Genomic DNA, 20364 nt, shown 5'->3' with positions numbered 1-20364 from the left:
CGTGTCACTGAATATCGAGCCACTGAAATCCGCTCTCGCCGATAATGCGCGCTTTCTGCGGTCTTGGATGGAAAATCCACGCGGCGTCGGGGCCGTCTCGCCCTCGGGGCCTATGCTCGCCCGCGCCATGGCGAGCTATGTCGATCTCTCCCGCGAGGGGCCGATCGTCGAGCTCGGACCGGGCACCGGCCCGGTCACGCAGGCGCTGCTGGAGCATGGGGTTCCCGCCTCGCGCCTGCTGCTCGTGGAATATGAGACGGCGTTCTGCGATCTCCTGCGCCAGCGCTTTCCGGGCGTCGAGGTGGTGCAGGGCGACGCCTATTCGCTGAAGCAGACGCTCGCCGGCAAGCTGTCCGGGCCGATCTCCACAATCGTCTCGAGCCTGCCGCTGCTCAACCAGCCCGAATCGGACCGGCTACGCCTGCTCGACCAGGGCTTCGAGATGATGGCGCCGGGCGGCATCATCATCCAGTTCACCTATGGCCTGTTCTCGCCCATGCCGCTGAAACGCCATCCGAACGGCTCCGCCTTCACGGCCGTGGGCTCGCAGGTCTGGGCGAATATTCCGCCGGCGCGCGTGTGGCGCTACGGCCGCAAGGCCGGCTGAGATGACGAGCGGCGCGACGATCCCGGCGCGAGATCGCCTCATCGTCGCGCTGGACGTCGATAGCGTGGAGACAGCGCGCGCGCTGGTCGCGCGGCTCGGCGATTCGGTCTCCTTCTACAAGATCGGCATGGAGCTGGCCTATGGCGGCGGCCTGCCGCTGGTCGAGGAGCTGAAGGCCGGCGGCAAAAAAGTCTTCGTCGATCTGAAGCTCCACGACATCGGCCAGACGGTGGAGCGCGCGACGCGGCAGATCGCCCGGCTCGGCGCGGATTTCCTCACCATTCACGGCTTTCCGCAGACGATGCGCGCCGCCCGTCAGGGCGCGGGCGATAGCGGCCTGCGGCTGCTCGCCGTCACGGTGATGACCTCCTATGACGATGCCGATCTCGCCGAGGCGGGCTATTCCATCGGCGTCGCCGCGCTGGTTTCGCGTCGCGCGACTCAGGCCAAGGATGCGGGAATCGACGGGCTGATCCTGTCGCCGCAGGAAGTGGCGCCGATTCGCGCTCTGGTCGGCCCGCAAATGGCGCTGGTGACGCCCGGCGTGCGCCCCGCCGGCGCAGCGCTCGGCGATCAGAAGCGCGTGATGACGCCGGGCGAGGCTATCGCCGCCGGGGCGGACCATCTCGTCGTCGGCCGACCGGTGACGCAGGCGCCCGACCCGCGCGCCGCCGCCGAACGAATCGTCGCGGAAATTTCCGCCGCTATGGGCGGGTGAGCGCGCCCTTCACAGCAGCGCCAGCTCCCGCAAATCCCGCTCGACCTGCTCTGGGCTCTCGAAGCGCATCGCATGCATGCCGACGGCGCGGGCGCCTTCCACATTGGCCGCCGAATCATCGATGAAAATGCAGGACGCCGGATCGAGCCCATAGCTCTCGAGCAGCAGCCGATAAATGGCGGCGTCGGGCTTCAGCAGCCCCACCCGGCCCGAGACGACGACGCCCGCGAAGCGCTGGAAAAAATCGAAGCGCGGGAATGTCTCCACATATTTCTCATCCGAGAAATTGGTGAGCGCATAGAGCGGCGTCCCGCGCGCGGCGAGCCGTTCCAGCAGCGCCACCGTGCCGGCGATTGGCCCAGCGATCATCTCGTCCCAGCGCGCGTCATAGGCGCGAATGAGATCGGCGAAATCGGGATAGAGCGCGACGCGCTCGGCGACCGCCTCGGCGAAGGGACGGCCACGATCCAATTCCAGATTCCAATCCAAGGTGCAGACCTCGCCGAGGAAGCGCTCCATCGCCTGCGAATCGTCGAAGAGCTTGCGGTAGAGATAGCGGGGATTCCAATCGACCAGCACATTGCCGACATCGAAGACGACGGTGGTGACGTGGGATTTCACGAACATTCGGGGGCTCCAGGCTCGCGGCGAGCATATAGCGCCGGCCTGTGACGACAATTGGAGCGGAACGTTTCATTCCGGCGCCGCGCGCGCTATGACGAGGTCCGGTCCATGACCGGGAGCCCGCCTTGCGCATCGCCACTTGGAACGTCAATTCCGTCCGCCAGCGGCTGGAGCCGCTCACCGCCTATCTGCGCGAGGTCGCGCCGGACGTATTGTGCCTGCAAGAGATCAAATGCGAGGACAAGGCCTTCCCGCGCGCGGAGATCGAGGATCTCGGCTATAATGTCGAGACGCATGGGCAGAAGACATTCAACGGCGTCGCCATTCTCTCCAAGACGCCGATAGAAGTGGTGCGCGGCCTGCCGAAATTCGAGCATGATCCGCAGGCGCGCTACATAGAGGCCGTCGTCTCCACCGATCATGGCGCGCTGCGCGTCGCCAGCATCTATCTGCCCAATGGCAATCCGCCGGACACGGAGAAATACGCCTATAAGCTCGCCTTCATGGACTGCCTCATCGCCCATGCGGCGAGCCTTCTGGCGCTCGAGGAGCCGGTGGTTCTGGCCGGCGACTACAATGTCATTCCCGCGGCCGGCGACGTTCACGACCCGAAAGCCTGGGCTGGCGACGCGCTGTTCCTGCCGCAGACGCGGGCCAAATTCCAAGAGCTGCTGAACCTCGGCTATACGGAGGCGCTGCGCGCCTCCACCGACGCCGCCGGGCTCTACACATTCTGGGATTATCAGGCCGGCGCCTGGCAGAAGAACAATGGCATTCGCATCGACCATCTTCTGCTCTCGCCGCAGGCCGCCGATCGCTTGCAGAGCGTGACCATCGACAAGGAGCTGCGCGCCGGCGCAAAGCCCTCCGACCATGTGCCGATCAGATGCGAGCTGGAATGACTCCCATCATCACGCGCGAAGCATGGAAGCTCACGCCATGACGGACGTCTGGTTCTATCATCTCCAGCGCCTCCCGCTGGAGAGCGCTCTGCCCAAGCTGCTCGAACTGTCGCTGGCGCGTGACTGGCGCGTCGTGGTGCAGGCGACCAGCGCGCGGCGGCTGGAGGCGCTCGACGATCTGCTCTGGTCCTATGCGGGAGAGAGCTTTCTGCCGCATGGCACGGCCAAGGACGACGATCCCGAGACGCAGCCGATCTTCCTCACCATCGGCCGCGACAATCCCAATCGCGCCCATGTCCGCTTCTTCGTGGAAAATGCGGAGCTTTCGCCCGTGCTCGCCGACCCCGCGAGCGCGCCGGAGGCGCGCGCCATACTCATGTTCGACGGCAATGACGAGGCGGCGGTGCAGGCCGCGCGCGCGCAATGGCGGCAGCTGAAGACGGAAGGCCACACGCTCTCCTACTGGCGCCAGAGCGAGGAAGGCAAATGGGAGAAGCAGGCGTGACCGAGGAGTTTTTCGCGCGCCGCGCCGCCGCGCGCGCCCGTCTCGACGCGATCGACCCGCATAAGAGGCCCGGCGGCGTCGAGGCCGATCCGCAGCGCAAGGATTGGTTCGAGGCCGTCTATCGCCTCGCCGAGGGCGACGCCGCCGGCGTGCCCTGGGCGCATCTCGCGCCGCATCCGCTGCTCGCCGACTGGCTCGCCACTCGCCGCCTCGACGGTCTGCGCGCGCTCGATATCGGCTGCGGGCTCGGCGACAACGCCGAGGCGCTCGCCGCCGCTGGCGCGAATGTGACCGCCTTCGACCTCGTCGAAAACGCCGTCGCCTGGGCGAAGCGCCGCTTTCCGCAGAGCGCCGTCGATTATCGCGCCGCCGATCTCTTCGCTACGCCGGAGGAATGGCGCGGCGGCTTCGATCTCGTCCATGAATGCTACACGCTGCAGGCGCTGCCCGACACGCTGCTGGATAGAGCGGCGGAGGCGCTCGCCGGCCTCATCGCGCCGGGTGGGCTGCTGCTCGTCATCGCCCGCGCCCGCGACGAGGGTCAGGAGGTGGGCGGGCCGCCCTGGCCGCTGCCGCCGAGCCGCATGGAAGCGCTCGCCGTCGGCGGCTTGCGTTGCGAGACGCTCGAGGATATTTCCGCGACCAACGCCATGGTCCGCCATTGGCGCGCGGCCTTTCGCCGGGACGGCTGACGGCAATCGGCGAGCCGGACGGCGCGCGACGCCATGATCGCAGAACGGGAGCGAAATGACCGACGCGCCGCTACTCTCGATCAAAGGCGCGTCCAAGCGCTTCGGCGCGATCGCGGCGCTCGAGGACGTCTCGCTCGAGGTCGGCGCCGGCGAGTTTTTCGCGCTGCTCGGCCCGTCGGGCTGCGGCAAGACCACGCTGATGCGCCTCGTCGCCGGCTTCGAGACATTGGACGCCGGCCGCATCGAGATCGGCGGCGCCGATATGAGCGGCGCGCCGCCGCATCGGCGGCCGGTCAATCTCATGTTCCAGTCTTACGCGCTGTTTCCGCATCTCTCCGTCTTCGACAATATCGCCTTCGGCCTGCGCCGCCAGGGCAAGGGCAGAGCGGAGATCGCCGCCCGCGTCGCCGAGTTGCTGCAGATCGTACGGCTCGAGGGCGTCGAGGCGCGCCGGCCCGACCTTCTCTCCGGCGGCCAGCGCCAGCGCGTCGCGCTCGCCCGCGCCCTCGCGCCCGGCCCGCGACTGCTGCTGCTCGACGAGCCCTTGGGCGCGCTCGATCGCCAATTGCGCGAGGAGACGCAATTTCAGATCAAGGAAATCCAGCGCCGGCTGAAGACGAGCTTCGTCGTCGTCACGCATGATCAAGACGAGGCGCTGGTGATGGCCGATCGCATCGCCGTGATGCGCGCCGGCCGCATAGAGCAGATCGGCGCGCCGACGGAAGTCTATGAGCGCCCCGCGACGCGCTTCGTCGCCGGCTTCATCGGCCAGATGAATTTCCTCGAGGGCCATATCGAGAACGGCGCTTTCGTCGGCGCCTTCGGCCGTCTGCCGGCGGAAGGCGGCGGCCTCTCACAAGGCGCGAAAGCCGTGCTCGCCGTGCGGCCGGAGCGCATCGCCATCGCGCCGACGACCGAGGCGAGCGCAGGCTTGGATTGCGTGGTGGAAGATGTCGCCTTTCGCGGCGAGACAACGCATTTTCGCCTGCGCCTTTCCGGCGGCGAGACCTTGCGCGTCTCGCGCGGCGCGAACAGCGGCGCGCCTTTTTGCGTCGGCGATGCGGCGCGCATCTCCATCGCGCCCGAAGCCGGGCGCATTTTCGCGAGCGAATGATGCCGGAGGGCGGCAAAAGACGCAGGCTCACGCGCGGCGAGACGCTGGTCATCGCCGCGCCCTACGCCTGGATCGCGCTGTTCTTCCTCGCGCCCTTCGCGCTCATCGTCAAAATCTCGCTGTCGCATCCGGCGCAGACGCGCCCGCCCTATGAGCCCGTCTTCGATAGCGCCGGCCTCGCCGGCTTTTTCGAGAAGCTCTCGCAGCTCGGCCTCGACGCCTATCGCGGCCTCGCCGAGGACACGCTCTATCTCGACTCCTATCTCTCCTCGCTGACCATCGCCGGCGTCGCGACGCTGATCTGTCTTCTCATCGCCTATCCTTTCGCGCTCGCCATAGCGCGCGCGCCGCGCGGCTGGCGAACCATTCTCATCGGCTTCGCCGTCGCGCCCTTTTGGACGAGCTTTCTGATCCGCGTCTACGCCTGGATCACGCTGCTGAAAGACGAGGGAATCATCAATCATGCATTGATGGCGCTCGGCCTCATCGACGCGCCGCTCCCGATGTTCGCGACCAGCGGCGCGGTGGTCGTCGGCATCGTCTATTCCTATCTGCCCTTCATGCTGCTGCCGCTCTATGCGGCGATCGAGGGGCAAGACGCGTCTCTACGCGAGGCCGCCGCCGATCTCGGCGCGACGCCGTTCCAAGTCTTTCTGCATGTCACTCTGCCGCTGTCGCGCCGCGGCATCGTCGCCGGCGCGCTGCTCGTCTTCATTCCCTCGGTCGGGGAATTCGTCATTCCCGATCTGCTCGGCGGCTCCGACACGCTGATGATCGGCCGCACGCTCTGGAATGATTTCTTCGCCAATCGCGATTGGCCGGCGGCCTCCGCCGCGGCCGTGGCGCTGCTGGCGCTGCTGCTCGTTCCCATTCTTCTCTATGAGCGCGCGCAATTGCGCGAGGGCGAGCGATGAGCGGCGCGCATCTTCTGCGCCTCGCCGCGCTCCTTTTCGGCTTCGGCTTTCTCTATGGGCCGATCGTCATATTGGCGACGATGAGCTTCAACGCCTCGCGGCTGGTGACAGTGTGGGGCGGCTTCTCCACAAAATGGTACGCCGCCCTGCTCCATGACGAGCAAATGTTGCGCGCAGCCGAGATCAGCCTCGCCGCGGCCGCGCTCTCGGCGCTGATCGCGACAATCAACGGATTGCTGGCCGCGCTGGCGCTGGCGCGTTTCGGCGGCTTCCGCTCGCGCACGCTCTTCGCGGGTTCCATCTATGCGCCGCTGGTGATGCCGGAAGTGGTGCTCGGCCTCGGCCTGCTGCTGGTCTTCGTCGCTTTCGGCGTCGAGCGGGCCTTTCTCACCCTCGTGCTGGCGCACGCCTCTTTTACGATGTGCTTCGCGACAGTGATGATCCACGCCGCGCTGAAAAGCTGCGACCGCACGCTGGAGGAGGCCGCGATGGATCTCGGCGCGACGCCGGTGCGCGCCTTCGCGCTCGTCACTCTGCCGCTGATCGCGCCCTCCGTCGTCAGCGCCTATCTCCTCGCCTTCATCATCTCGCTCGACGATCTCGTGATCGCCAGCTTCACCACCGGCCCCGGCGCCACCACCTTGCCCATGCGCATCTACTCGCAAGTGCGGCTCGGCGTCTCGCCGGAGGTCAACGCCATCTCGACGCTGCTGCTCGGCTTCGTCGCCGTCGCGCTCGGCCTCTCGGCGCTGCTCACGCGCGGGCGCGCCAAGGGCGGCGGGGCGGGGTGAAGGCGCGCGGATGTTGACATTGTAAACACACGACGCCATCTTCGAGCGTATGAAACCCGCGCCGCCGCTCGCCGAAGTCAATATTCACCTGCGCGCCCGCGAGCAGGACCGCTCGCTCATCGACCAGGCGGCCGAATTGACGGGAACCAATCGCTCGCAATTCATGCTCGCCTCCGCCTTGAGCGCGGCGAAGAATGTCCTGCTCGATCAGACGACCATCGTGGCGGACCGGCGAGCCTTTCGAAAAATTCTCGATTGGATGGACGCCCCGGCTTCCGACGAGGAAGAAGCAGGCATGAAGCGGCTCGCCGCGCGCAGAGCCCAATGGCGGAATGGCTGAAACGCCGCCGTCTCTCGAGCCGCCCGCGCCACTGAGCGAAAGCCATGAGCTCGCAGAATTTCGCAGCGGCGAAACCGTTCTGGACGAATGGCTGATGAGGCGCGCCCTCGCCAATATGGAGGCCGGCGCGAGCAAGACCTATGTGCTGTGCGCCGCCGGCTCGCAACAGGTCGTCGGCTTCTATGCGCTGAGCATGGGCCAGATTCTCGATCGGGAAGCGCTCGGCTCCATGCGGCGAAACATGCCGCGACATATTCCTTCGGTGATCCTCGGGCGGCTCGCCATAGACGCGCGCTGTCAGGGACGCGGCATAGGCAGAGCGCTGCTTCACGACGCCGTTTCACGCTCGCGGCGCGCCGCGCGCGAAGTGGCCGCCCGCCTCCTCGTCGTGCACGCGATCTCGCCGACGGCGGAGGCCTTCTACCGCCATCATGGCTTCATGCGCCTGCCGGTGGAAACGCCGACGCTGGCGCTCGATCTCGTGAAGCTCGAAAGGGTGATCGGAAAAGAGAGAGGCTAGGGGAAAACCTCACCGCTCCTTCGCCGCGCCCGCCTCCGGCTCCACGCGCGGCAGCAGCGGCGCAGCGGCGCCCGAGCGCTTGATCAAAGCGGCGGCGTCCGGCGCGAAGACGGGGTCGTCCCAGGCGCCGGAGAGATCGAAGCCGATCTGCACGCCCTTCTCGCGCGGCTTGCCGGCGGCGTCGGCCTCATTGGCCTGCGCCTTCATCGCGAGGCTGCGCTCGGGAATGCGCGTTAGGCCGGCGAAGGCCAGCGCGAAGCCCGGCCCATGCGCCTGGCCGTCCTCTATATTCGCGGTTCCCTTGACGATCTTGATGGTCGCGCTGGCGCGATCGACCAGCGAATGGCCAGAGCGAATGTCCATCGCGCTCGACAAGGGCCGCTTGTCGACGCGGCGCAGCGCGCGCTCGAGATCTATGCCGCCGACCTCGCCCTCGCTCAGCGTGAGGCTGGCGCGGCCGTCGAGATCGCGCGTGATCTGCGCGACGCTGTCGCCGGTGGCGTCGAGCGTGAAATTGGCGTCCAGCGCGCCGCCGAGATCGGGCCGCGCGGCGAGGTCCCAGGCGAGCGCGCCGGCGTCGACCCCGGTCAACTGCGCATTGCCGTGGAATTCCAGCGCGCCCGCCGCATTGGCGGCGAAGGTGGCGCGGCCCTTCACGGTTCCTTTGTAGGCCCGCGCCTCGGCGAGCGCGAGCTCGAGCCTTCCGCCGCGCAGCAGCAGCGACAGGGCGGCATCCTCGAGGTTCAGCCGCAAGATGCGGGCGCGCGTCGCCGAAAGGCGCAAATCGACATCGGCGTCCCGAATATTCGGCAAGGTAAAAGCGTCGCGGCTCCATTGGCCGTCGGCGCCGGAGAGCGGCGGCAGATCGACGATCATCGGCTTCAGCGACACGAAATTGCTGGCGAGAGTCGCATGGACGATGGGCTTTTCGCCCTCGTGCCGCAGCGCGAAGGAGCCCTCGAACTCATTGTCGTCGGCCGAGAGCTTCACATCGGTGAGCTGAAAATCGCGCAGACCGATGCTGCCCTTGGCGGAGAGCTGCACATTCTCGAAGGGACCGGGCAGCGGCGCGCTCACCTTGGCGAGGCCGAGCGCATGGCGCAGCGAGGGCGAGGAGGCGGTGATGCGCCCCATATAGCGCGGCTTGGCGCCGATCTGGCCGAAGCCTTCCGCCTCTAGACGAACGCTGTCCGAATCGAGCCGCACAGTGACCGGCGTCTGCTCGCCGCGCAGCAGCGCGCCGGGCTTCAGCACCCAAAGCATGGCGCGCGGCCGCTCGCCGCCCCAGGAGAAAGCGGCGTCGAGCGTCGCCGGCGAGCCGACGGTGCGCCAGTCGAGCGTCGCGTCAATGTCCTGCAGCGTCTCCTCGCCGCCCGAATATTTGAGCCTCGCGACGCCGGAGACGATGGAGACGCCGCCGAGCCGGGCGCGATCGGCCTTTTCGGCCGCCGGCGTCGAGGGCCGCGCCGCCGCGGCGCGCACGGCGGCGCCAGAGGCGCTCATCGGCTTGCGATCGAGATCGACCTCCATGGCGGGGCGAATGAGCTCGATATCGGCGATTTCCAAACGGCCGGCGAGCAGCGGCAGCAGCAGCACATTGCCGTGCAGCCTCTCCGCCTCGATGGTCAGCGCCGCATTGGGATCGGCGAAGGCGATGCTGTCTATGGTGATGTGCGGGCGTGGCAGCAGCGAGAAGGTCGAGCGGCCTTTGGCGGCGATGAACAGGCCGGAGGAGGCGTTGAGCTGGCCGGAAATCTCCTCGAGCAGCGCATTGGTCGAGAAGGTCCAAGGCGCGAGCGCCGCGCCGATCGCCACTGCGGCGACGGCGCAAAGAGCGATCAGCCAGCGGCGCGGCAGGCGCGGGAGAGACAGGCGGCGGCTTTGGCCCAAGGGCTTCGATCCTTCGATTTCGCGCATTGGGCCGGTCGAGTGCGACATTCTATCGTCCATTAGAAAAAAGCGGGCGGCCGCGGGCCGCTGGCGACGCAGCGCGCGCCCTCGGCGAGGGCGCGAGACGAGAACAACATGCCTTTATCGCTCTGCCGCTACGCGAAAAGGCCCGCGCGCCAAAAGCGCGCGAGGCCGGACCATGGCGGCAAAGGGCGGCGAGATCGTGGCGGCGCGCGCCCTTCAGTATTTGCGCAGAAGGCTGACCAGACGGCCCTGGATGCGGACGCGATCCGGCCCGAAAATGCGCGTCTCATAGGCCGGATTGGCGGCCTCGAGCGCGATAGAGGCGCCGCGCTTGCGCAGGCGCTTCAATGTCGCCTCCTCGTCGTCGATGAGGGCGACGACGATATCGCCGGTGTCGGCGCTGTCCTGCTTCTTCACCACGACGACGTCGCCGTCGAGAATGCCGGCCTCGATCATCGAATCGCCGCGCACCTCGAGCGCAAAATGCTCGCCGCCGCCGAGCATATCCGGCGGCAGGCTGATGGTGTGGCTGCGATTCTGCAGCGCGGAGATGGGCGTGCCGGCGGCGATGCGGCCCATGACCGGAATCGCCACCTGCTGATCGGACTCCGGCTCGCCGGCCGGGACAGGGCGCACGCGGCCGAGCGCGCCCTCGATGACCGAGGGCGAGAATTTGCCGCCGCGCGCGGCGACGCGGGGCGTCGCCGATTCAGGGAGGCGCAACACCTCGAGCGCGCGGGCGCGATTGGGCAGGCGGCGGATGAAGCCGCGCTCCTCGAGCGCGAGAATGAGCCTGTGAATGCCGGATTTGGAGCGCAGATCGAGCGCGTCCTTCATCTCGTCGAAGGAGGGCGGCACGCCGGTCTCCTTCAGGCGCTCATGGATGAAGCGCAGCAGATCGCTCTGTTTCTTGGTCAGCATGAGAGCCCCCCGGCGCCGCCCGCCCGCGTCGCGCCACGTCCGAACCCGGCCATGATGGCGCGGGTTCATAAACAAATCATGAACGGGAGGATAGGCGTTCTCGGTGCGTTCCGCAACACCTCTTTCGGGAATCGCGGAATCACGGTATGGAGAAAGAGAGTTTCGCGATGTTGGAGTCCTCGATGTCTTTTATCCCCGACTGGCTCACGATTGACTTCGTAGCTCAAAATATTGCATGGGACATTTTCAAAAAAGTTATATTTGCGGCCATCACCGCCTTCTTAGCCACTAGAACGATGAAGTCGGTCATAACCATCGTAAAGCCAAAGGCAAATATTCAAGATCTGCACGCAGTTCCAGTGTTCGGATTACTATTCTTTCTATCTCTCCTTTTGGGACAATCAACGATCAACCTCCCCTCATTGGAAGGAGGCATAATCGAAATTGCTTGGGGCGGCAACGTAACTGCAAAGTCGGACAGCAACCAGACACAACAAGAAATACCGTTCAAAAACCCCGTCTTATTAGTAGCATCCATTAAGAATCGCGGGAGCATGGCAAGCGTTGTTGATAGCTACTCCCTAGATGCAAATATTGACGGACAAATATTTAATGGAAAACTTTTGATGATGCCGAATACAATGACCATTGACGTTAATGAAAAACAAAAACTTACGCTATTTGGTTCAGATGCGCTATACGACAAGACAAGAACGCCAATTTACCCGGGGTCTATGATAACAGGCGTGTTATTGTTTAGTTTTGACGACGTGTCAGCGCTGTCGTTTAAGCGCAACGACATTTCATTCACGCTTAAATATAAAGATATCAATGGAAAAGAAAACGCGATATCGTATAAAGCAAACCATCGAGGCGGAATCGCCAATTATATTCCAGGAATAAGACAAGCGTATTCGAGCAAATAGCCCCGAAAGAAGCTGCATCTTTGGAGCCTCGATTGGAACTCCAAACGGTAAGTCGTTCGCCAGACGGCTTTGTCTTCGTACCCCTCACTGCGCCGCCGCCGCCTCCACGCCCAGCATCGGCCGAACATGCCTCGCGAAATCCTCTAGCGAGCGCAAATTCTTCTCCGCATCCCGGGAGATCGGCTTCAGCAATATCGCCCGCGCGTCGGTCTCCTCGCGATAGGCGGCGATCTTCTCCGCCACCTCGTCGAAATCGCCGATCAGCGAGCGTTGCAGCAGCCCCTCCTCGGTCAGCGAGGCCGGCGCGGCGCCGTCCTGACGGGCGAAATTGCCGCGCATGCGCTCGGCGAAGCGGGAGAGGAAGGGAATGGCCTCGGCCAGCGCCTGCTCTCTGCGCGGCGCGGCGAAATAGAAACGCGCCATGGTGAAGCGCGGATCGCCCTCCGGCCCTGCGGCCTCGCGATAGATGCGCAAGGTCTCCTTGATCTGCTCTATGGGGAAAGGCGGGCCGGCCATCACGCCATGGCCATTGCGCGCGGCGTAGCGAATCGCCCCCGGCGTGGTGGTGGCGAGATAGGTGGGAATGGGCTTTTGCAGCGGGCGCGGCGTGAGGCTGAGGCCATTGGCCTCGTAATGCGCGCCGGTGAAGGTCACTTTGTCCTCATAGAGCAGGCGATTGACGAGGCCGAGCGCCTCCAAAGTCATCTCCCGCGTCGAATCCTTGCCGGCGCCGAAATGCCGGTTCTGCAATTCGAAAGGTCCGCCGCGCGCCACGCCGAAATCGAACCGGCCCTTGGAGAGAAGGTCGATGGTGGCGACATCCTCCGCCACCTGAATCGGGTTGCGGAAGGCGAGCAGCACCGCCGCCGAGCCGAGCCGTATCGTGCTCGTCACGCCGGCGAGATAGGAGAGAAGCGTGAGAATGGAGGGACAGGCGGCGTCCGGCTCGAAATGATGCTCGGCGACCCAGGCCTCCTCGAAGCCGAGCGCCTCGGCATGGCGCACCAGGCGCGTCTGCGTCTCGAAGCAGCGCGCAAAATCCTGCTGCGGGTTTTCGTAAGTGGAGAAGACGCCGAACCGCATGGCGAGGGCCTCGAGATGCGCGCCGCCGCTCCCATGCGCGCCTTGGCTATATACGGCAGTTACATATCGTCATACAGGATATGGACGCGCAAGGCCGCCCGCAAGCGCAAAAACATTGGCGTCGCGCGCGAATTTCGGTCGGCCGATAGAAAGCTCTCGCCCAATCCGGCGGATGGGCGTCATAATAGAGAAATCAAATAAAGCGACGAGAAAAACATATTGATCGATCGTCGGCGCTGTGGCGATTTTCCGATAGAAACAGTTGAAAAAGCCGCAATGCTCGGCATTGTCGAAAGTCAGCGGGCGCCGCGAGGCGGCGTTCGGGGAACCGCTCACGACGCCGCGGAGCGAGCACAGCTCGATTTTTGGAGGATTTGATGTCGGTAGCAGCCGCAACGCCATCCCGGCAATTTTTCAGCCGGGAGCGCTCCATCGCAGCGCCCGGCTTCAATCGTTGGCTGGTGCCGCCGGCGGCGCTCGCCGTGCATTTGTGCATCGGCATGGCCTATGGCTTCAGCGTGTTCTGGCTGCCGCTGTCGCGCGTCATCGGCGGCGCCGAGCCCAAGGCCTGCCCCGCGGATATGGGCTTTTTCGCCACCGTCTTCGCCACGAGCTGCGATTGGAAGATCAGCATGCTCGGCTGGACCTTCACTTTGTTCTTCGTCTTTCTCGGCTCCTCGGCCGCCGTGTTCGGCCATTGGCTGGAGACGGCCGGTCCGCGCAAGGCGGGCCTCGCCGCGGCGGTGTGCTGGTGCGGCGGCCTGCTGATCTCGGCGGCCGGCGTCTATCTGCATCAAATCTGGATGCTGTGGCTCGGCTCCGGCGTCATCGGCGGCATCGGCCTCGGGCTCGGCTATATTTCGCCGGTCTCGACGCTCATCAAATGGTTCCCGGACCGGCGCGGCATGGCGACCGGCATGGCGATCATGGGCTTCGGCGGCGGCGCGATGATCGGCGCGCCGCTCGCGGACAGGCTGATGTCCTATTATGCGGCGCCCGGCTCGGTGGGCGTGTGGCAGACCTTCGTCACCATGGCGGCGATCTATTTCGTCTTCATGGTGGGCGGCTCGCTCGGCTATCGCGTGCCGCGCGACGGCTGGAAGCCGGAGGGCTGGGAGCCTTCCGCCACGGCCGGCAACAAAATGGTCACCAATCGCCACGTCCATTTGAACGTCGCCTGGAAGACTCCGCAATTCTGGCTGCTGTGGGCGGTGCTGACGCTCAATGTCAGCGCCGGCATCGGCGTGCTGGGCATGGCCTCGCCGATGCTGCAGGAAGTGTTCGGCGGCAAGCTCATCGGGCTCGACATCGGCTTCTCCAGCCTCGACGCCGCGCAAAAGGCGAAGATCGCGGCCATCGCCGCCGGCTTCACGGGCCTGCTCAGCCTCTGCAACATCGGCGGGCGTCTCGCCTGGGCGACGTGGTCCGACAAGCTCGGCCGCAAGACCACCTACGCCATCTTCTTCATCCTCGGCATTATTCTCTATTCGGCCGCGCCCTTCGCCGCGCAGCAGGGCAATGTCGTGCTGTTCGTGGCGTTCTTCTGCGTGATCCTCTCCATGTATGGCGGCGGCTTCGCCACCATTCCCGCCTATCTCGCGGATATTTTCGGCACGCATTATGTGGGCGCGATTCACGGTCGCCTGCTCACCGCATGGTCGACGGCGGGCGTGCTCGGCCCGGTGCTGGTCAATTATCTGCGCGACTATCAGCTCGACCACGGCGTCGCGCGCGACGCGGTCTATAATCAGACCATGTATATTCTCGCCGGCCTACTGGTTCTCGGCCTCATCTGCGATCTCGCCGTGCGACCCGTCGCCGAGAAGCTGTTCATGACCGACGAGGAGGTCGCCGCGGAGAAGAAGACCAGCGTCGCCGCCGTCGTCGCGGAGGAAAAAGAGCCGCACGCCGATTTCGAGGATTATGTCGAGGAAGGACAGGCCGCGGAGGCCGCCGCGGCCGATGCGCGCCGCGCCGCCGCCGCGCAGAACGGCAATTCGCGCATTCTGCTCTTCGCCGCCTGGGCCGCCGTCGGCATACCGCTCGCTTGGGGCGTGTCGATCACGCTGCAGAAGACCTTCGTTCTCTTCCACTGAACGGGGGCCTCATGCGCGTACGAATTCTCCTCTGCCTCGCGCTGGCGTCCTCCGCCGGCGCGGCGTTGGCCGACGGCCCGCCGCCGGCCGTGCTGCAGAGCGAATTGAAATATGCGCCCGTGCCGATTTTTTCGGGCGTCAGCGCCGCGCCGGTCAGCGGCACGGCAGCGCAGCCCGGCGCGCTCTATGCGCTCTCGGTGAAATATGCGGCCGGCGCGAAATCATTGCCGCATACGCATCCCGACGCGCGCCTGGTGACGGTGATCTCCGGGCGCTTCCACGCCGGCGTCGGCGGTGAATTCGACGAGAAATCGCTACGCGTCCTCGGCCCCGGCGATTCCATCGTCGTGCCGGCGGAGACGGTTCATTTCGGCTGGGCGAAGGACGGCGAGGTCCTCTTGCTCGAGACCGGCGTCGGCCCTTCCGGCGCCAGCCTGTGGCCAAAGCCCGCTCCGCAGCGCTGAGCGCGTCTACGCGGTCGATCGCGCCACGTCGCGTCCCTCGCCGCGCCCCGGGGCGGAAGTCATGCGATTCTTCATCGGACTCTTGCTCGGCTTCTCTGTCGGAACCGTGCTTTCCGTCCCGATCTTGATACTGATATCGGTGTCGGTAGCCAAATTTCAGCAGGTCATGGGACTGCCGACAACCTTCCTATTGCAATTCCCGACTGCTTTCCTGCTCGTCTATTCGGTGTTCGCGGCTTGCTCGATCCGTTTCGCGAAGCCACGCGCCGATTCGATACTGGCCGGCTTTCTCGTGACGTTTCCGATCGTCTGCCTCGCCCTTTTCGCGCTCTTGACGATCGGAGAAGATTGATCGGCGGCGCCTAGAGGCGGCCTCCCTCACAGCGCGTTGCGATAGGCCTTGCGTGAGAAGATCGTCATGAAGATGATCCACACGTCGAGCGGCAGCGACCAATGGTCGATGTAATAGAGATCATGCTCGACGCGTAGGCGGATCTTCTCCGGCGAGTCGATCTCGCCGCGCAGCCCGTTCACCTGCGCCCAGCCGGTGATGCCGGGCTTCACATTGTGGCGGCGCGCATAGAGGGCGATCTTGCGCTCGAAGATCTGGTCATGCGCCAGCGCATGCGGGCGCGGGCCGACCAGCGACATCTCGCCGCGCAGCACATTGATGAGCTGCGGCAGCTCGTCGATATTGTAGCGGCGGATGAAGCGGCCGACGCGCGTCACGCGCTTGTCGCCGGCGGTCGCCTGGGTGATCTCGCGGCCGTCCTCCATCGTCGTCATGGAGCGGAATTTGGCGATGCGGAAGGGCTCGCGATTGAAGCCGTGGCGACGCTGGAAGAACAGCGCCGGGCCTTTGCTGTCGAGCTTGATCGCCGCCGCGACGGCGAGCAGCAGCGGCGACAGCGCGATGAGACCGAGCGCCGAGAAGACGATATCGAAGAGCCGCTTGGCGATAATCTCGAGCGAGTCGGCCCGGCGGCCGCTGAGATTGAGGCTGGCGATAGAGCCGATCTTGTTGATATGCGCATCGACGAAACGGTCGAGCACGCGCTCCGGCCCGAGATGAAGCGAGGCGGGCACGCGCAGGAAGGCGGTCACGCAATCGTCGATGACGTCGGTGCGGCTCCAGGGCGCGAGGATGAACACATCGTCCGGCAGCAGCATGCGGGCGGAGGCCTGCGCCAGAGCGAGATCATCCTGCATGGCGTCGGCGCGATCACGCAGCGCCACGGCGGCGACGATATTCATGCCGCTCTCCCAGGGCTGATAGCGACGCATGAACTCGTCGATATCGCTCTCGAAGCCGACGAGAAACACGCGACGCGCCGAAGCGCCGCCGCGCGCGGCGCTGCGTCGAACCACGCCGACCAGCGCTGCGCGCGCCGCATAGACGGAAAGAAATCCCGTCGCATAGAAGAGCACAAAGGCGCCGCGCGAGGATTCCTCGGTGGCCTTCGCGAGAAAGCCGAAGGTCAAGGCGCAGACGAAAGCGACGCTCCACAGCACCGCGCCGCGCCAGCCATGGCCTTCCAGAGTCAGATAATTCTTGATCGCATATTCGTGCCGCATGACATTCGAGAGCACGAAGAGGATCGCCGCGAGCATGCACAGCCGCAGATTGGGAAGAGTCGAGCCGTCGTAGCCATAAGCGAAATAATGATACAGCGTCTCGCAGGCGATGGCCGTGGCGAGAATGACCGCCGCATCGATCAGCGCCGCGATCACCGAGAAGGAGGCGCGCATCAGCGCGGCGTTGGGGCTCGGCATGGCGCGCGACCAGCCGCTACGCAATGCGGCGCTGTCGGTTCCAGCTTTGGCGCGAGCGTCGTCCTTGCGGAGCGACGAAAAGGGAAGATCGGCGATACTCGACACGGCCTCGTCTCCAACCCGATACTGCCGCCGTGCCGTAATGGAGCAATTCCTCCGTTTTGGCCGGCTTTCGAGGCGGAAGCTGCAAGCCGCCTGCCCGCAGAGCGGCGAAAAAGCGGCGAATCGGAGGGAGCGACTGGGAGCCGAAAGCGCAGCCCGCGCTCAACTCATTGATAAATAGAATATTTACCATATTGCAGGGCGAAATCGCGCGGCTGCGGCGCCGCGGCGCCGAGAGAAGCCTTCACAATGGCGTCATCCTGCCTATAGACTATGGCCGCGGCTCGGGGGCTGGAGGGCGTCCGAACGATTCGCGGAAAGAGGGCCGAGGTGACCGTTCACTTTCGCCAGTCCAATGTTTCGCCGCAGGCCTGTCCTGCATTGGTTCTCAACGCCGACTATCGGCCGCTGAGCTACTATCCTCTGTCCTTATGGGGGTGGCAGGACGCGATAAAGGCGGTCTTCCTCGACCGGGTCAACATCGTCTCGGAATATGACAAGACGGTCAAAAGTCCGAGTTTCGAAATAAGATTGCCCTCCGTCGTTTCGCTCAAAGCCTATGTAAAGCCCGCCCGCCATCCCGCCTTCACCCGATTCAATGTATTTCTTCGCGACCGCTTCACCTGCCAATATTGCGGACGGCAGGACGATCTCACCTTCGATCACGTGATCCCCCGCTCCAAGGGCGGCGCCACCACCTGGGAGAATGTCGTCGCCGCCTGCTCCGCCTGCAATCTGCGCAAGGCCGACCGGCTGCCGCATGAGGCGCATATGTTGCCGGCCCAGCCGCCCTTTCAGCCGAGCGTCGCCGATCTGCACCGCAATGGACGGCTGTTCCCGCCCAATTATCTCCACGACAGCTGGCTCGATTATCTCTATTGGGATTCGGTGCTGGAGCCGTGATCGCAATCGAGCCACATGCTGCGTCGCCTTCTCGTCGTCTCTTTCGCCTTCGTGCTCGCCGCCGGCGCGGGCATGATCTTCCTGCCGATCGCCGCGCTCAGCGATCCCGCGACCCGCGAGGCCGGCTCGTCCCTGGCCATGGGCGCGCTGTTCTGGGCCGAGCCCGATGATGTGGCGGCGGCCTTCGGCTATGTGCTGTGGGCCATGGGGATCGCCGGCTGCGCGGCGCCGCTCGCCATTGTGGCGCTCATCGGCGAGATCGCCGGGGCGCGCGCCTATACCTGGTACGCCGGGGCGACGGCGCTGCTCGCCGCCGCTGCGCCCACGATTCTCCGCGCCGCGCGCGGGAGCAGCCGCCTCGTCGAGGCGAGCCCGGCCGAAGGGCGCTTCACCCTGCTGTTCTTCCTCGCCGGGGCTTTGACGGGGACGATCTATTGGCTGATCGCCATGCGCGGGCGGGACGCGCGCGAGCGAGAAATGCGCAGCCGCGAGTTGCGCGGCTGATTGCCAAATATCGAGTGGGCATTTCCATGGCGACCATCGATCTGAAAGACGCGAACGCGAGCCTCCCCGATCTTGTCGATCGCGCCATGCGCGGGGAAATCGTGACGATCACGCGCCACGGCGAGGCGGTAGCCGCTCTCGTCTCTATCGAGGCGGCCGGGATCGCCCGCGCGGCGATGAAGCGCGATCGACCAAGCCTCGTCGCCTATTTGAAAACCTTCCCCCGGCAGCGAATTGGAACGCAACGCCAGACCGTCGCGAGACGTCGTGATTTGACGATACATATCCGCCGCAGGCGCGCCCCGACGCTTTTCGGCCGAGCGCAGGAACATCGCGCGCTCAGCGTGATATCCCGCCCAGCACGCCGCGCAAAACTTCCTTCGCGATCTGCGTGCCGATGGAGCGCGCCGCCGATTGCACGGCCGAGCGCACGGCCAGCTCGCCGGTCGACATGCGCTTGGGATTCTCGCGCTTGAACAATCCGCCGACCACGCCGCCGAGCGTGCCGATGAGGCCGCCGCCGGCGCTCGCCTGCGTCGGCTGCTCCTCGGGCCGGGCGGGGCCGGCGCCGGCCGAGCTCAAATGGCCCTCGGCGCGTTTCTGCAATATTTCAAAGGCCGATTCGCGATCGATGGGCGTGTCGTATTTGCCGCGCAACGCGCTCTCCGCCAGCACATTCGCGCGCTCCTCGGCGGTGATCGGCCCGACACGCGCGGCGGGCGGCGCGATCAGCACGCGATCGACGATCTCCGGCTTGCCCTTGGCGTCGAGCATGGAGACGAGCGCCTCGCCGACGGAGAGCTGCATGATCGCCTCCGCCGTGTCGAAGGCGGGATTTTGCCGGAAGGTCTCCGCCGCCGCGCGCACGGCTTTCTGGTCGCGCGGGGTGAAGGCGCGCAGCGCATGCTGCACGCGATTGCCGAGCTGGCCGAGCACGCTGTCCGGCACGTCCAGCGGATTTTGCGTGACGAAATAAACGCCGACGCCCTTGGAGCGGATGAGCCGCACCACTTGCTCGATCGCCGTCAGCAGCGCCTTGGGCGCATCGTCGAAGAGGAGATGCGCCTCGTCGAAGAAGAAGACGAGCTTGGGCTTCGCCAGATCGCCGACCTCCGGCAGCTGCTCGAACAGTTCCGACAAGAGCCACAGCAGGAAAGTGGCGTAGAGCCGCGGCGAACGCATCAGCTTGTCGGCGGCGAGAATATTGATGACGCCGCGGCCGTCGCGATCGACGCGCAGAAAATCGGAAATGTCGAGCGCCGGCTCGCCGAAGAATTTCTCGGCCCCTTGAGTCTCCAGCACCAAGAGCTGGCGCTGAATCGCGCCAACGGTCGCGGGCGCGACATTGCCGTATTTGGTCTTCAAAGAGCCCGCATTGTCGGCGACATAGGTGAGCGCGGCGCGCAGATCCTTGAGGTCCAGCAGCAAGAGTCCCTGCTCGTCGGCGACGCGGAACGTCACATTGAGCACGCCCTCTTGAACATCATTGAGCTCGAGCAGGCGCGCGAGCAGCAGCGGCCCCATTTCGGAAACAGTGGCGCGCACCGGATGCCCCTGCTCTCCGAACAGGTCCCAGAACACGACCGGGAAACGGTCCACCGCATAGGCGAGGCCGATCTCGAGCGAACGATCGACGAAGGCCTGGCGCATCTCGCCCGGCTGCGACAATCCGGCGAGATCGCCTTTCACATCGGCGAGAAAGACGGCGGTCCCCGCATTGGAGAAGCCTTCGGCGAGCTTTTGCAGCGTCACCGTCTTGCCGCCGCCGGTCGCGCCGGCGATGAGGCCATGGCGATTGCCGACAGAAAGAGTGAGGTAACTATAAACGCCGTCATTGCTCGCGCCGACGAGGATTTTTCCGGGGCTGGCGTTCGGATCGTCGTTCATTTTCTCGCGCCTGCGCTCATTGGGAGAATCGATGCCGACATTATATATCCAGCCGTCTCCGCCG

23 protein-coding genes and 1 pseudogene are annotated in these 20364 nt (G+C 65.3%); 17 read left to right on the top strand and 7 right to left on the bottom strand.

Annotated features, from left to right (window positions below; translation table 11 throughout):
• Position 1: 1 nt before the first annotated feature.
• Positions 2-607: a methyltransferase domain-containing protein gene (locus GYH34_RS07185; RefSeq protein WP_161912972.1), complete on the top strand. Its 606-nt coding sequence runs from the start codon at positions 2-4 to the stop codon at positions 605-607.
• Position 608: 1 nt separating this feature from the next.
• Positions 609-1325, top strand: coding sequence for an orotidine-5'-phosphate decarboxylase (gene pyrF / locus GYH34_RS07180; RefSeq protein WP_161912971.1), 717 nt, complete (start codon positions 609-611; stop codon positions 1323-1325).
• Positions 1326-1334: 9 nt separating this feature from the next.
• Here pyrF and GYH34_RS07175 read toward each other — a convergent pair whose 3' ends face one another.
• Positions 1335-1952, bottom strand: a complete 618-nt coding sequence (locus GYH34_RS07175; protein ID WP_161912970.1) for an HAD family phosphatase — start codon at positions 1950-1952, stop codon at positions 1335-1337.
• Between the two features lie 122 nt (positions 1953-2074).
• Between GYH34_RS07175 and xth the strand changes: the two genes are divergently transcribed.
• From xth to GYH34_RS07135, 8 genes are all read left to right on the top strand, one after another.
• A complete protein-coding gene (gene xth / locus GYH34_RS07170; protein ID WP_161912969.1) occupies positions 2075-2851 on the top strand; it encodes an exodeoxyribonuclease III in 777 nt (258 codons plus the stop codon).
• Between the two features lie 37 nt (positions 2852-2888).
• The gene (locus GYH34_RS07165) at positions 2889-3356 is read left to right on the top strand and encodes a DNA polymerase III subunit chi (protein WP_161912968.1); all 468 of its coding nucleotides are present in this window, start codon (positions 2889-2891) and stop codon (positions 3354-3356) included.
• Positions 3338-4048, top strand: a complete 711-nt coding sequence (locus GYH34_RS07160) for a class I SAM-dependent methyltransferase (RefSeq protein ID WP_161912967.1) — start codon at positions 3338-3340, stop codon at positions 4046-4048. Before GYH34_RS07165 ends, GYH34_RS07160 begins: the two co-directional genes overlap by 19 nt.
• Before the next feature lie 55 nt (positions 4049-4103).
• Positions 4104-5162, top strand: a complete 1059-nt coding sequence (locus GYH34_RS07155; protein ID WP_161912966.1) for an ABC transporter ATP-binding protein — start codon at positions 4104-4106, stop codon at positions 5160-5162.
• Positions 5159-6076 (top strand): ABC transporter permease subunit, encoded by a 918-nt coding sequence (locus GYH34_RS07150; protein ID WP_161912965.1) that lies wholly within the window; start codon positions 5159-5161, stop codon positions 6074-6076. Before GYH34_RS07155 ends, GYH34_RS07150 begins: the two co-directional genes overlap by 4 nt.
• A complete protein-coding gene (locus tag GYH34_RS07145; protein WP_161912964.1) occupies positions 6073-6867 on the top strand; it encodes an ABC transporter permease subunit in 795 nt (264 codons plus the stop codon). The genes GYH34_RS07150 and GYH34_RS07145 overlap by 4 nt, the downstream gene beginning before the upstream one ends.
• A gap of 49 nt (positions 6868-6916) precedes the next feature.
• A complete protein-coding gene (locus GYH34_RS07140; RefSeq protein ID WP_161912963.1) occupies positions 6917-7207 on the top strand; it encodes a DUF1778 domain-containing protein in 291 nt (96 codons plus the stop codon).
• A 94-nt stretch (positions 7208-7301) separates the two neighbouring features.
• Complete coding sequence (locus GYH34_RS07135; RefSeq protein WP_244635303.1) at positions 7302-7727, top strand: GNAT family N-acetyltransferase; 426 nt, start codon at positions 7302-7304, stop codon at positions 7725-7727.
• Positions 7728-7736: 9 nt separating this feature from the next.
• Here GYH34_RS07135 and GYH34_RS07130 read toward each other — a convergent pair whose 3' ends face one another.
• On the bottom strand, positions 7737-9617 hold the full coding sequence (locus tag GYH34_RS07130; protein ID WP_244635302.1) for an AsmA family protein: 1881 nt from the start codon (positions 9615-9617) through the stop codon (positions 7737-7739).
• Between the two features lie 240 nt (positions 9618-9857).
• Positions 9858-10562: a transcriptional repressor LexA gene (gene lexA, locus GYH34_RS07125; protein ID WP_064033743.1), complete on the bottom strand. Its 705-nt coding sequence runs from the start codon at positions 10560-10562 to the stop codon at positions 9858-9860.
• 146 nt (positions 10563-10708) lie between these two features.
• On the opposite strand from lexA, the gene GYH34_RS07120 reads away from it, so the two are divergent.
• Positions 10709-11488 carry a hypothetical protein gene (locus GYH34_RS07120; protein ID WP_161912960.1) on the top strand — a complete coding sequence of 260 codons (780 nt, stop codon included), beginning with the start codon at positions 10709-10711 and terminating at the stop codon, positions 11486-11488.
• A gap of 84 nt (positions 11489-11572) precedes the next feature.
• Here the strand turns inward: GYH34_RS07120 and GYH34_RS07115 are convergent, their stop codons facing one another.
• On the bottom strand, positions 11573-12571 hold the full coding sequence (locus GYH34_RS07115) for an LLM class flavin-dependent oxidoreductase (protein WP_161912959.1): 999 nt from the start codon (positions 12569-12571) through the stop codon (positions 11573-11575).
• 69 nt (positions 12572-12640) lie between these two features.
• Positions 12641-12973 carry a hypothetical protein gene (locus GYH34_RS07110; RefSeq protein WP_161912958.1) on the bottom strand — a complete coding sequence of 111 codons (333 nt, stop codon included), beginning with the start codon at positions 12971-12973 and terminating at the stop codon, positions 12641-12643.
• Between GYH34_RS07110 and GYH34_RS07105 the strand changes: the two genes are divergently transcribed.
• From GYH34_RS07105 to GYH34_RS07095, 3 genes are all read left to right on the top strand, one after another.
• Positions 12949-14667, top strand: a complete 1719-nt coding sequence (locus tag GYH34_RS07105; protein ID WP_161912957.1) for an OFA family MFS transporter — start codon at positions 12949-12951, stop codon at positions 14665-14667. The genes GYH34_RS07110 and GYH34_RS07105 overlap by 25 nt on opposite strands.
• Before the next feature lie 11 nt (positions 14668-14678).
• Positions 14679-15131 (top strand): cupin domain-containing protein, encoded by a 453-nt coding sequence (locus GYH34_RS07100; RefSeq protein WP_161912956.1) that lies wholly within the window; start codon positions 14679-14681, stop codon positions 15129-15131.
• Positions 15132-15192: 61 nt separating this feature from the next.
• A complete protein-coding gene (locus GYH34_RS07095) occupies positions 15193-15483 on the top strand; it encodes a hypothetical protein (RefSeq protein ID WP_161912955.1) in 291 nt (96 codons plus the stop codon).
• A gap of 26 nt (positions 15484-15509) precedes the next feature.
• Here GYH34_RS07095 and GYH34_RS07090 read toward each other — a convergent pair whose 3' ends face one another.
• Positions 15510-17009 (bottom strand): exopolysaccharide biosynthesis polyprenyl glycosylphosphotransferase, encoded by a 1500-nt coding sequence (locus GYH34_RS07090; protein WP_161912954.1) that lies wholly within the window; start codon positions 17007-17009, stop codon positions 15510-15512.
• A gap of 327 nt (positions 17010-17336) precedes the next feature.
• Between GYH34_RS07090 and GYH34_RS07085 the strand changes: the two genes are divergently transcribed.
• From GYH34_RS07085 to GYH34_RS22225, 3 genes and pseudogenes are all read left to right on the top strand, one after another.
• Complete coding sequence (locus GYH34_RS07085) at positions 17337-17909, top strand: HNH endonuclease (RefSeq protein WP_026597913.1); 573 nt, start codon at positions 17337-17339, stop codon at positions 17907-17909.
• Positions 17910-17924: 15 nt separating this feature from the next.
• Positions 17925-18413 (top strand): hypothetical protein, encoded by a 489-nt coding sequence (locus GYH34_RS07080; protein WP_161912953.1) that lies wholly within the window; start codon positions 17925-17927, stop codon positions 18411-18413.
• Positions 18414-18439: 26 nt separating this feature from the next.
• Positions 18440-18510, top strand: a pseudogene (locus GYH34_RS22225) (hypothetical protein); the annotation flags it as partial.
• A 242-nt stretch (positions 18511-18752) separates the two neighbouring features.
• Here the strand turns inward: GYH34_RS22225 and GYH34_RS07070 are convergent.
• On the bottom strand, positions 18753-20300 hold the full coding sequence (locus tag GYH34_RS07070; RefSeq protein WP_174242380.1) for a helicase HerA-like domain-containing protein: 1548 nt from the start codon (positions 20298-20300) through the stop codon (positions 18753-18755).
• Positions 20301-20364: the final 64 nt, after the last annotated feature.

Origin of the sequence: Methylosinus sp. C49, from assembly GCF_009936375.1 — a bacterium.
Taxonomy (GTDB): domain Bacteria; phylum Pseudomonadota; class Alphaproteobacteria; order Rhizobiales; family Beijerinckiaceae; genus Methylosinus.
This window is presented reverse-complemented; position numbering and strand designations above follow the sequence as displayed.

What these genes read in the sequence shown, in the direction of transcription:
- pyrF (WP_161912971.1), top strand. Translation starts at nt 609, where the DNA reads ATGACGAGCGGCGCGACGATCCCGGCGCGAGATCGCCTCATCGTCGCG.
- GYH34_RS07175 (WP_161912970.1), bottom strand. Translation starts at nt 1,952, where the DNA reads ATGTTCGTGAAATCCCACGTCACCACCGTCGTCTTCGATGTCGGCAAT.
- GYH34_RS07165 (WP_161912968.1), top strand. Translation starts at nt 2,889, where the DNA reads ATGACGGACGTCTGGTTCTATCATCTCCAGCGCCTCCCGCTGGAGAGC.
- GYH34_RS07160 (WP_161912967.1), top strand. Translation starts at nt 3,338, where the DNA reads ATGGGAGAAGCAGGCGTGACCGAGGAGTTTTTCGCGCGCCGCGCCGCC.
- GYH34_RS07155 (WP_161912966.1), top strand. Translation starts at nt 4,104, where the DNA reads ATGACCGACGCGCCGCTACTCTCGATCAAAGGCGCGTCCAAGCGCTTC.
- GYH34_RS07150 (WP_161912965.1), top strand. Translation starts at nt 5,159, where the DNA reads ATGATGCCGGAGGGCGGCAAAAGACGCAGGCTCACGCGCGGCGAGACG.
- GYH34_RS07145 (WP_161912964.1), top strand. Translation starts at nt 6,073, where the DNA reads ATGAGCGGCGCGCATCTTCTGCGCCTCGCCGCGCTCCTTTTCGGCTTC.
- GYH34_RS07140 (WP_161912963.1), top strand. Translation starts at nt 6,917, where the DNA reads ATGAAACCCGCGCCGCCGCTCGCCGAAGTCAATATTCACCTGCGCGCC.
- GYH34_RS07135 (WP_244635303.1), top strand. Translation starts at nt 7,302, where the DNA reads ATGAGGCGCGCCCTCGCCAATATGGAGGCCGGCGCGAGCAAGACCTAT.
- lexA (WP_064033743.1), bottom strand. Translation starts at nt 10,562, where the DNA reads ATGCTGACCAAGAAACAGAGCGATCTGCTGCGCTTCATCCATGAGCGC.
- GYH34_RS07120 (WP_161912960.1), top strand. Translation starts at nt 10,709, where the DNA reads ATGGAGAAAGAGAGTTTCGCGATGTTGGAGTCCTCGATGTCTTTTATC.
- GYH34_RS07115 (WP_161912959.1), bottom strand. Translation starts at nt 12,571, where the DNA reads ATGCGGTTCGGCGTCTTCTCCACTTACGAAAACCCGCAGCAGGATTTT.
- GYH34_RS07105 (WP_161912957.1), top strand. Translation starts at nt 12,949, where the DNA reads ATGTCGGTAGCAGCCGCAACGCCATCCCGGCAATTTTTCAGCCGGGAG.
- GYH34_RS07110 (WP_161912958.1), bottom strand. Translation starts at nt 12,973, where the DNA reads ATGGCGTTGCGGCTGCTACCGACATCAAATCCTCCAAAAATCGAGCTG.
- GYH34_RS07100 (WP_161912956.1), top strand. Translation starts at nt 14,679, where the DNA reads ATGCGCGTACGAATTCTCCTCTGCCTCGCGCTGGCGTCCTCCGCCGGC.
- GYH34_RS07095 (WP_161912955.1), top strand. Translation starts at nt 15,193, where the DNA reads ATGCGATTCTTCATCGGACTCTTGCTCGGCTTCTCTGTCGGAACCGTG.
- GYH34_RS07080 (WP_161912953.1), top strand. Translation starts at nt 17,925, where the DNA reads ATGCTGCGTCGCCTTCTCGTCGTCTCTTTCGCCTTCGTGCTCGCCGCC.
- GYH34_RS07070 (WP_174242380.1), bottom strand. Translation starts at nt 20,300, where the DNA reads ATGAACGACGATCCGAACGCCAGCCCCGGAAAAATCCTCGTCGGCGCG.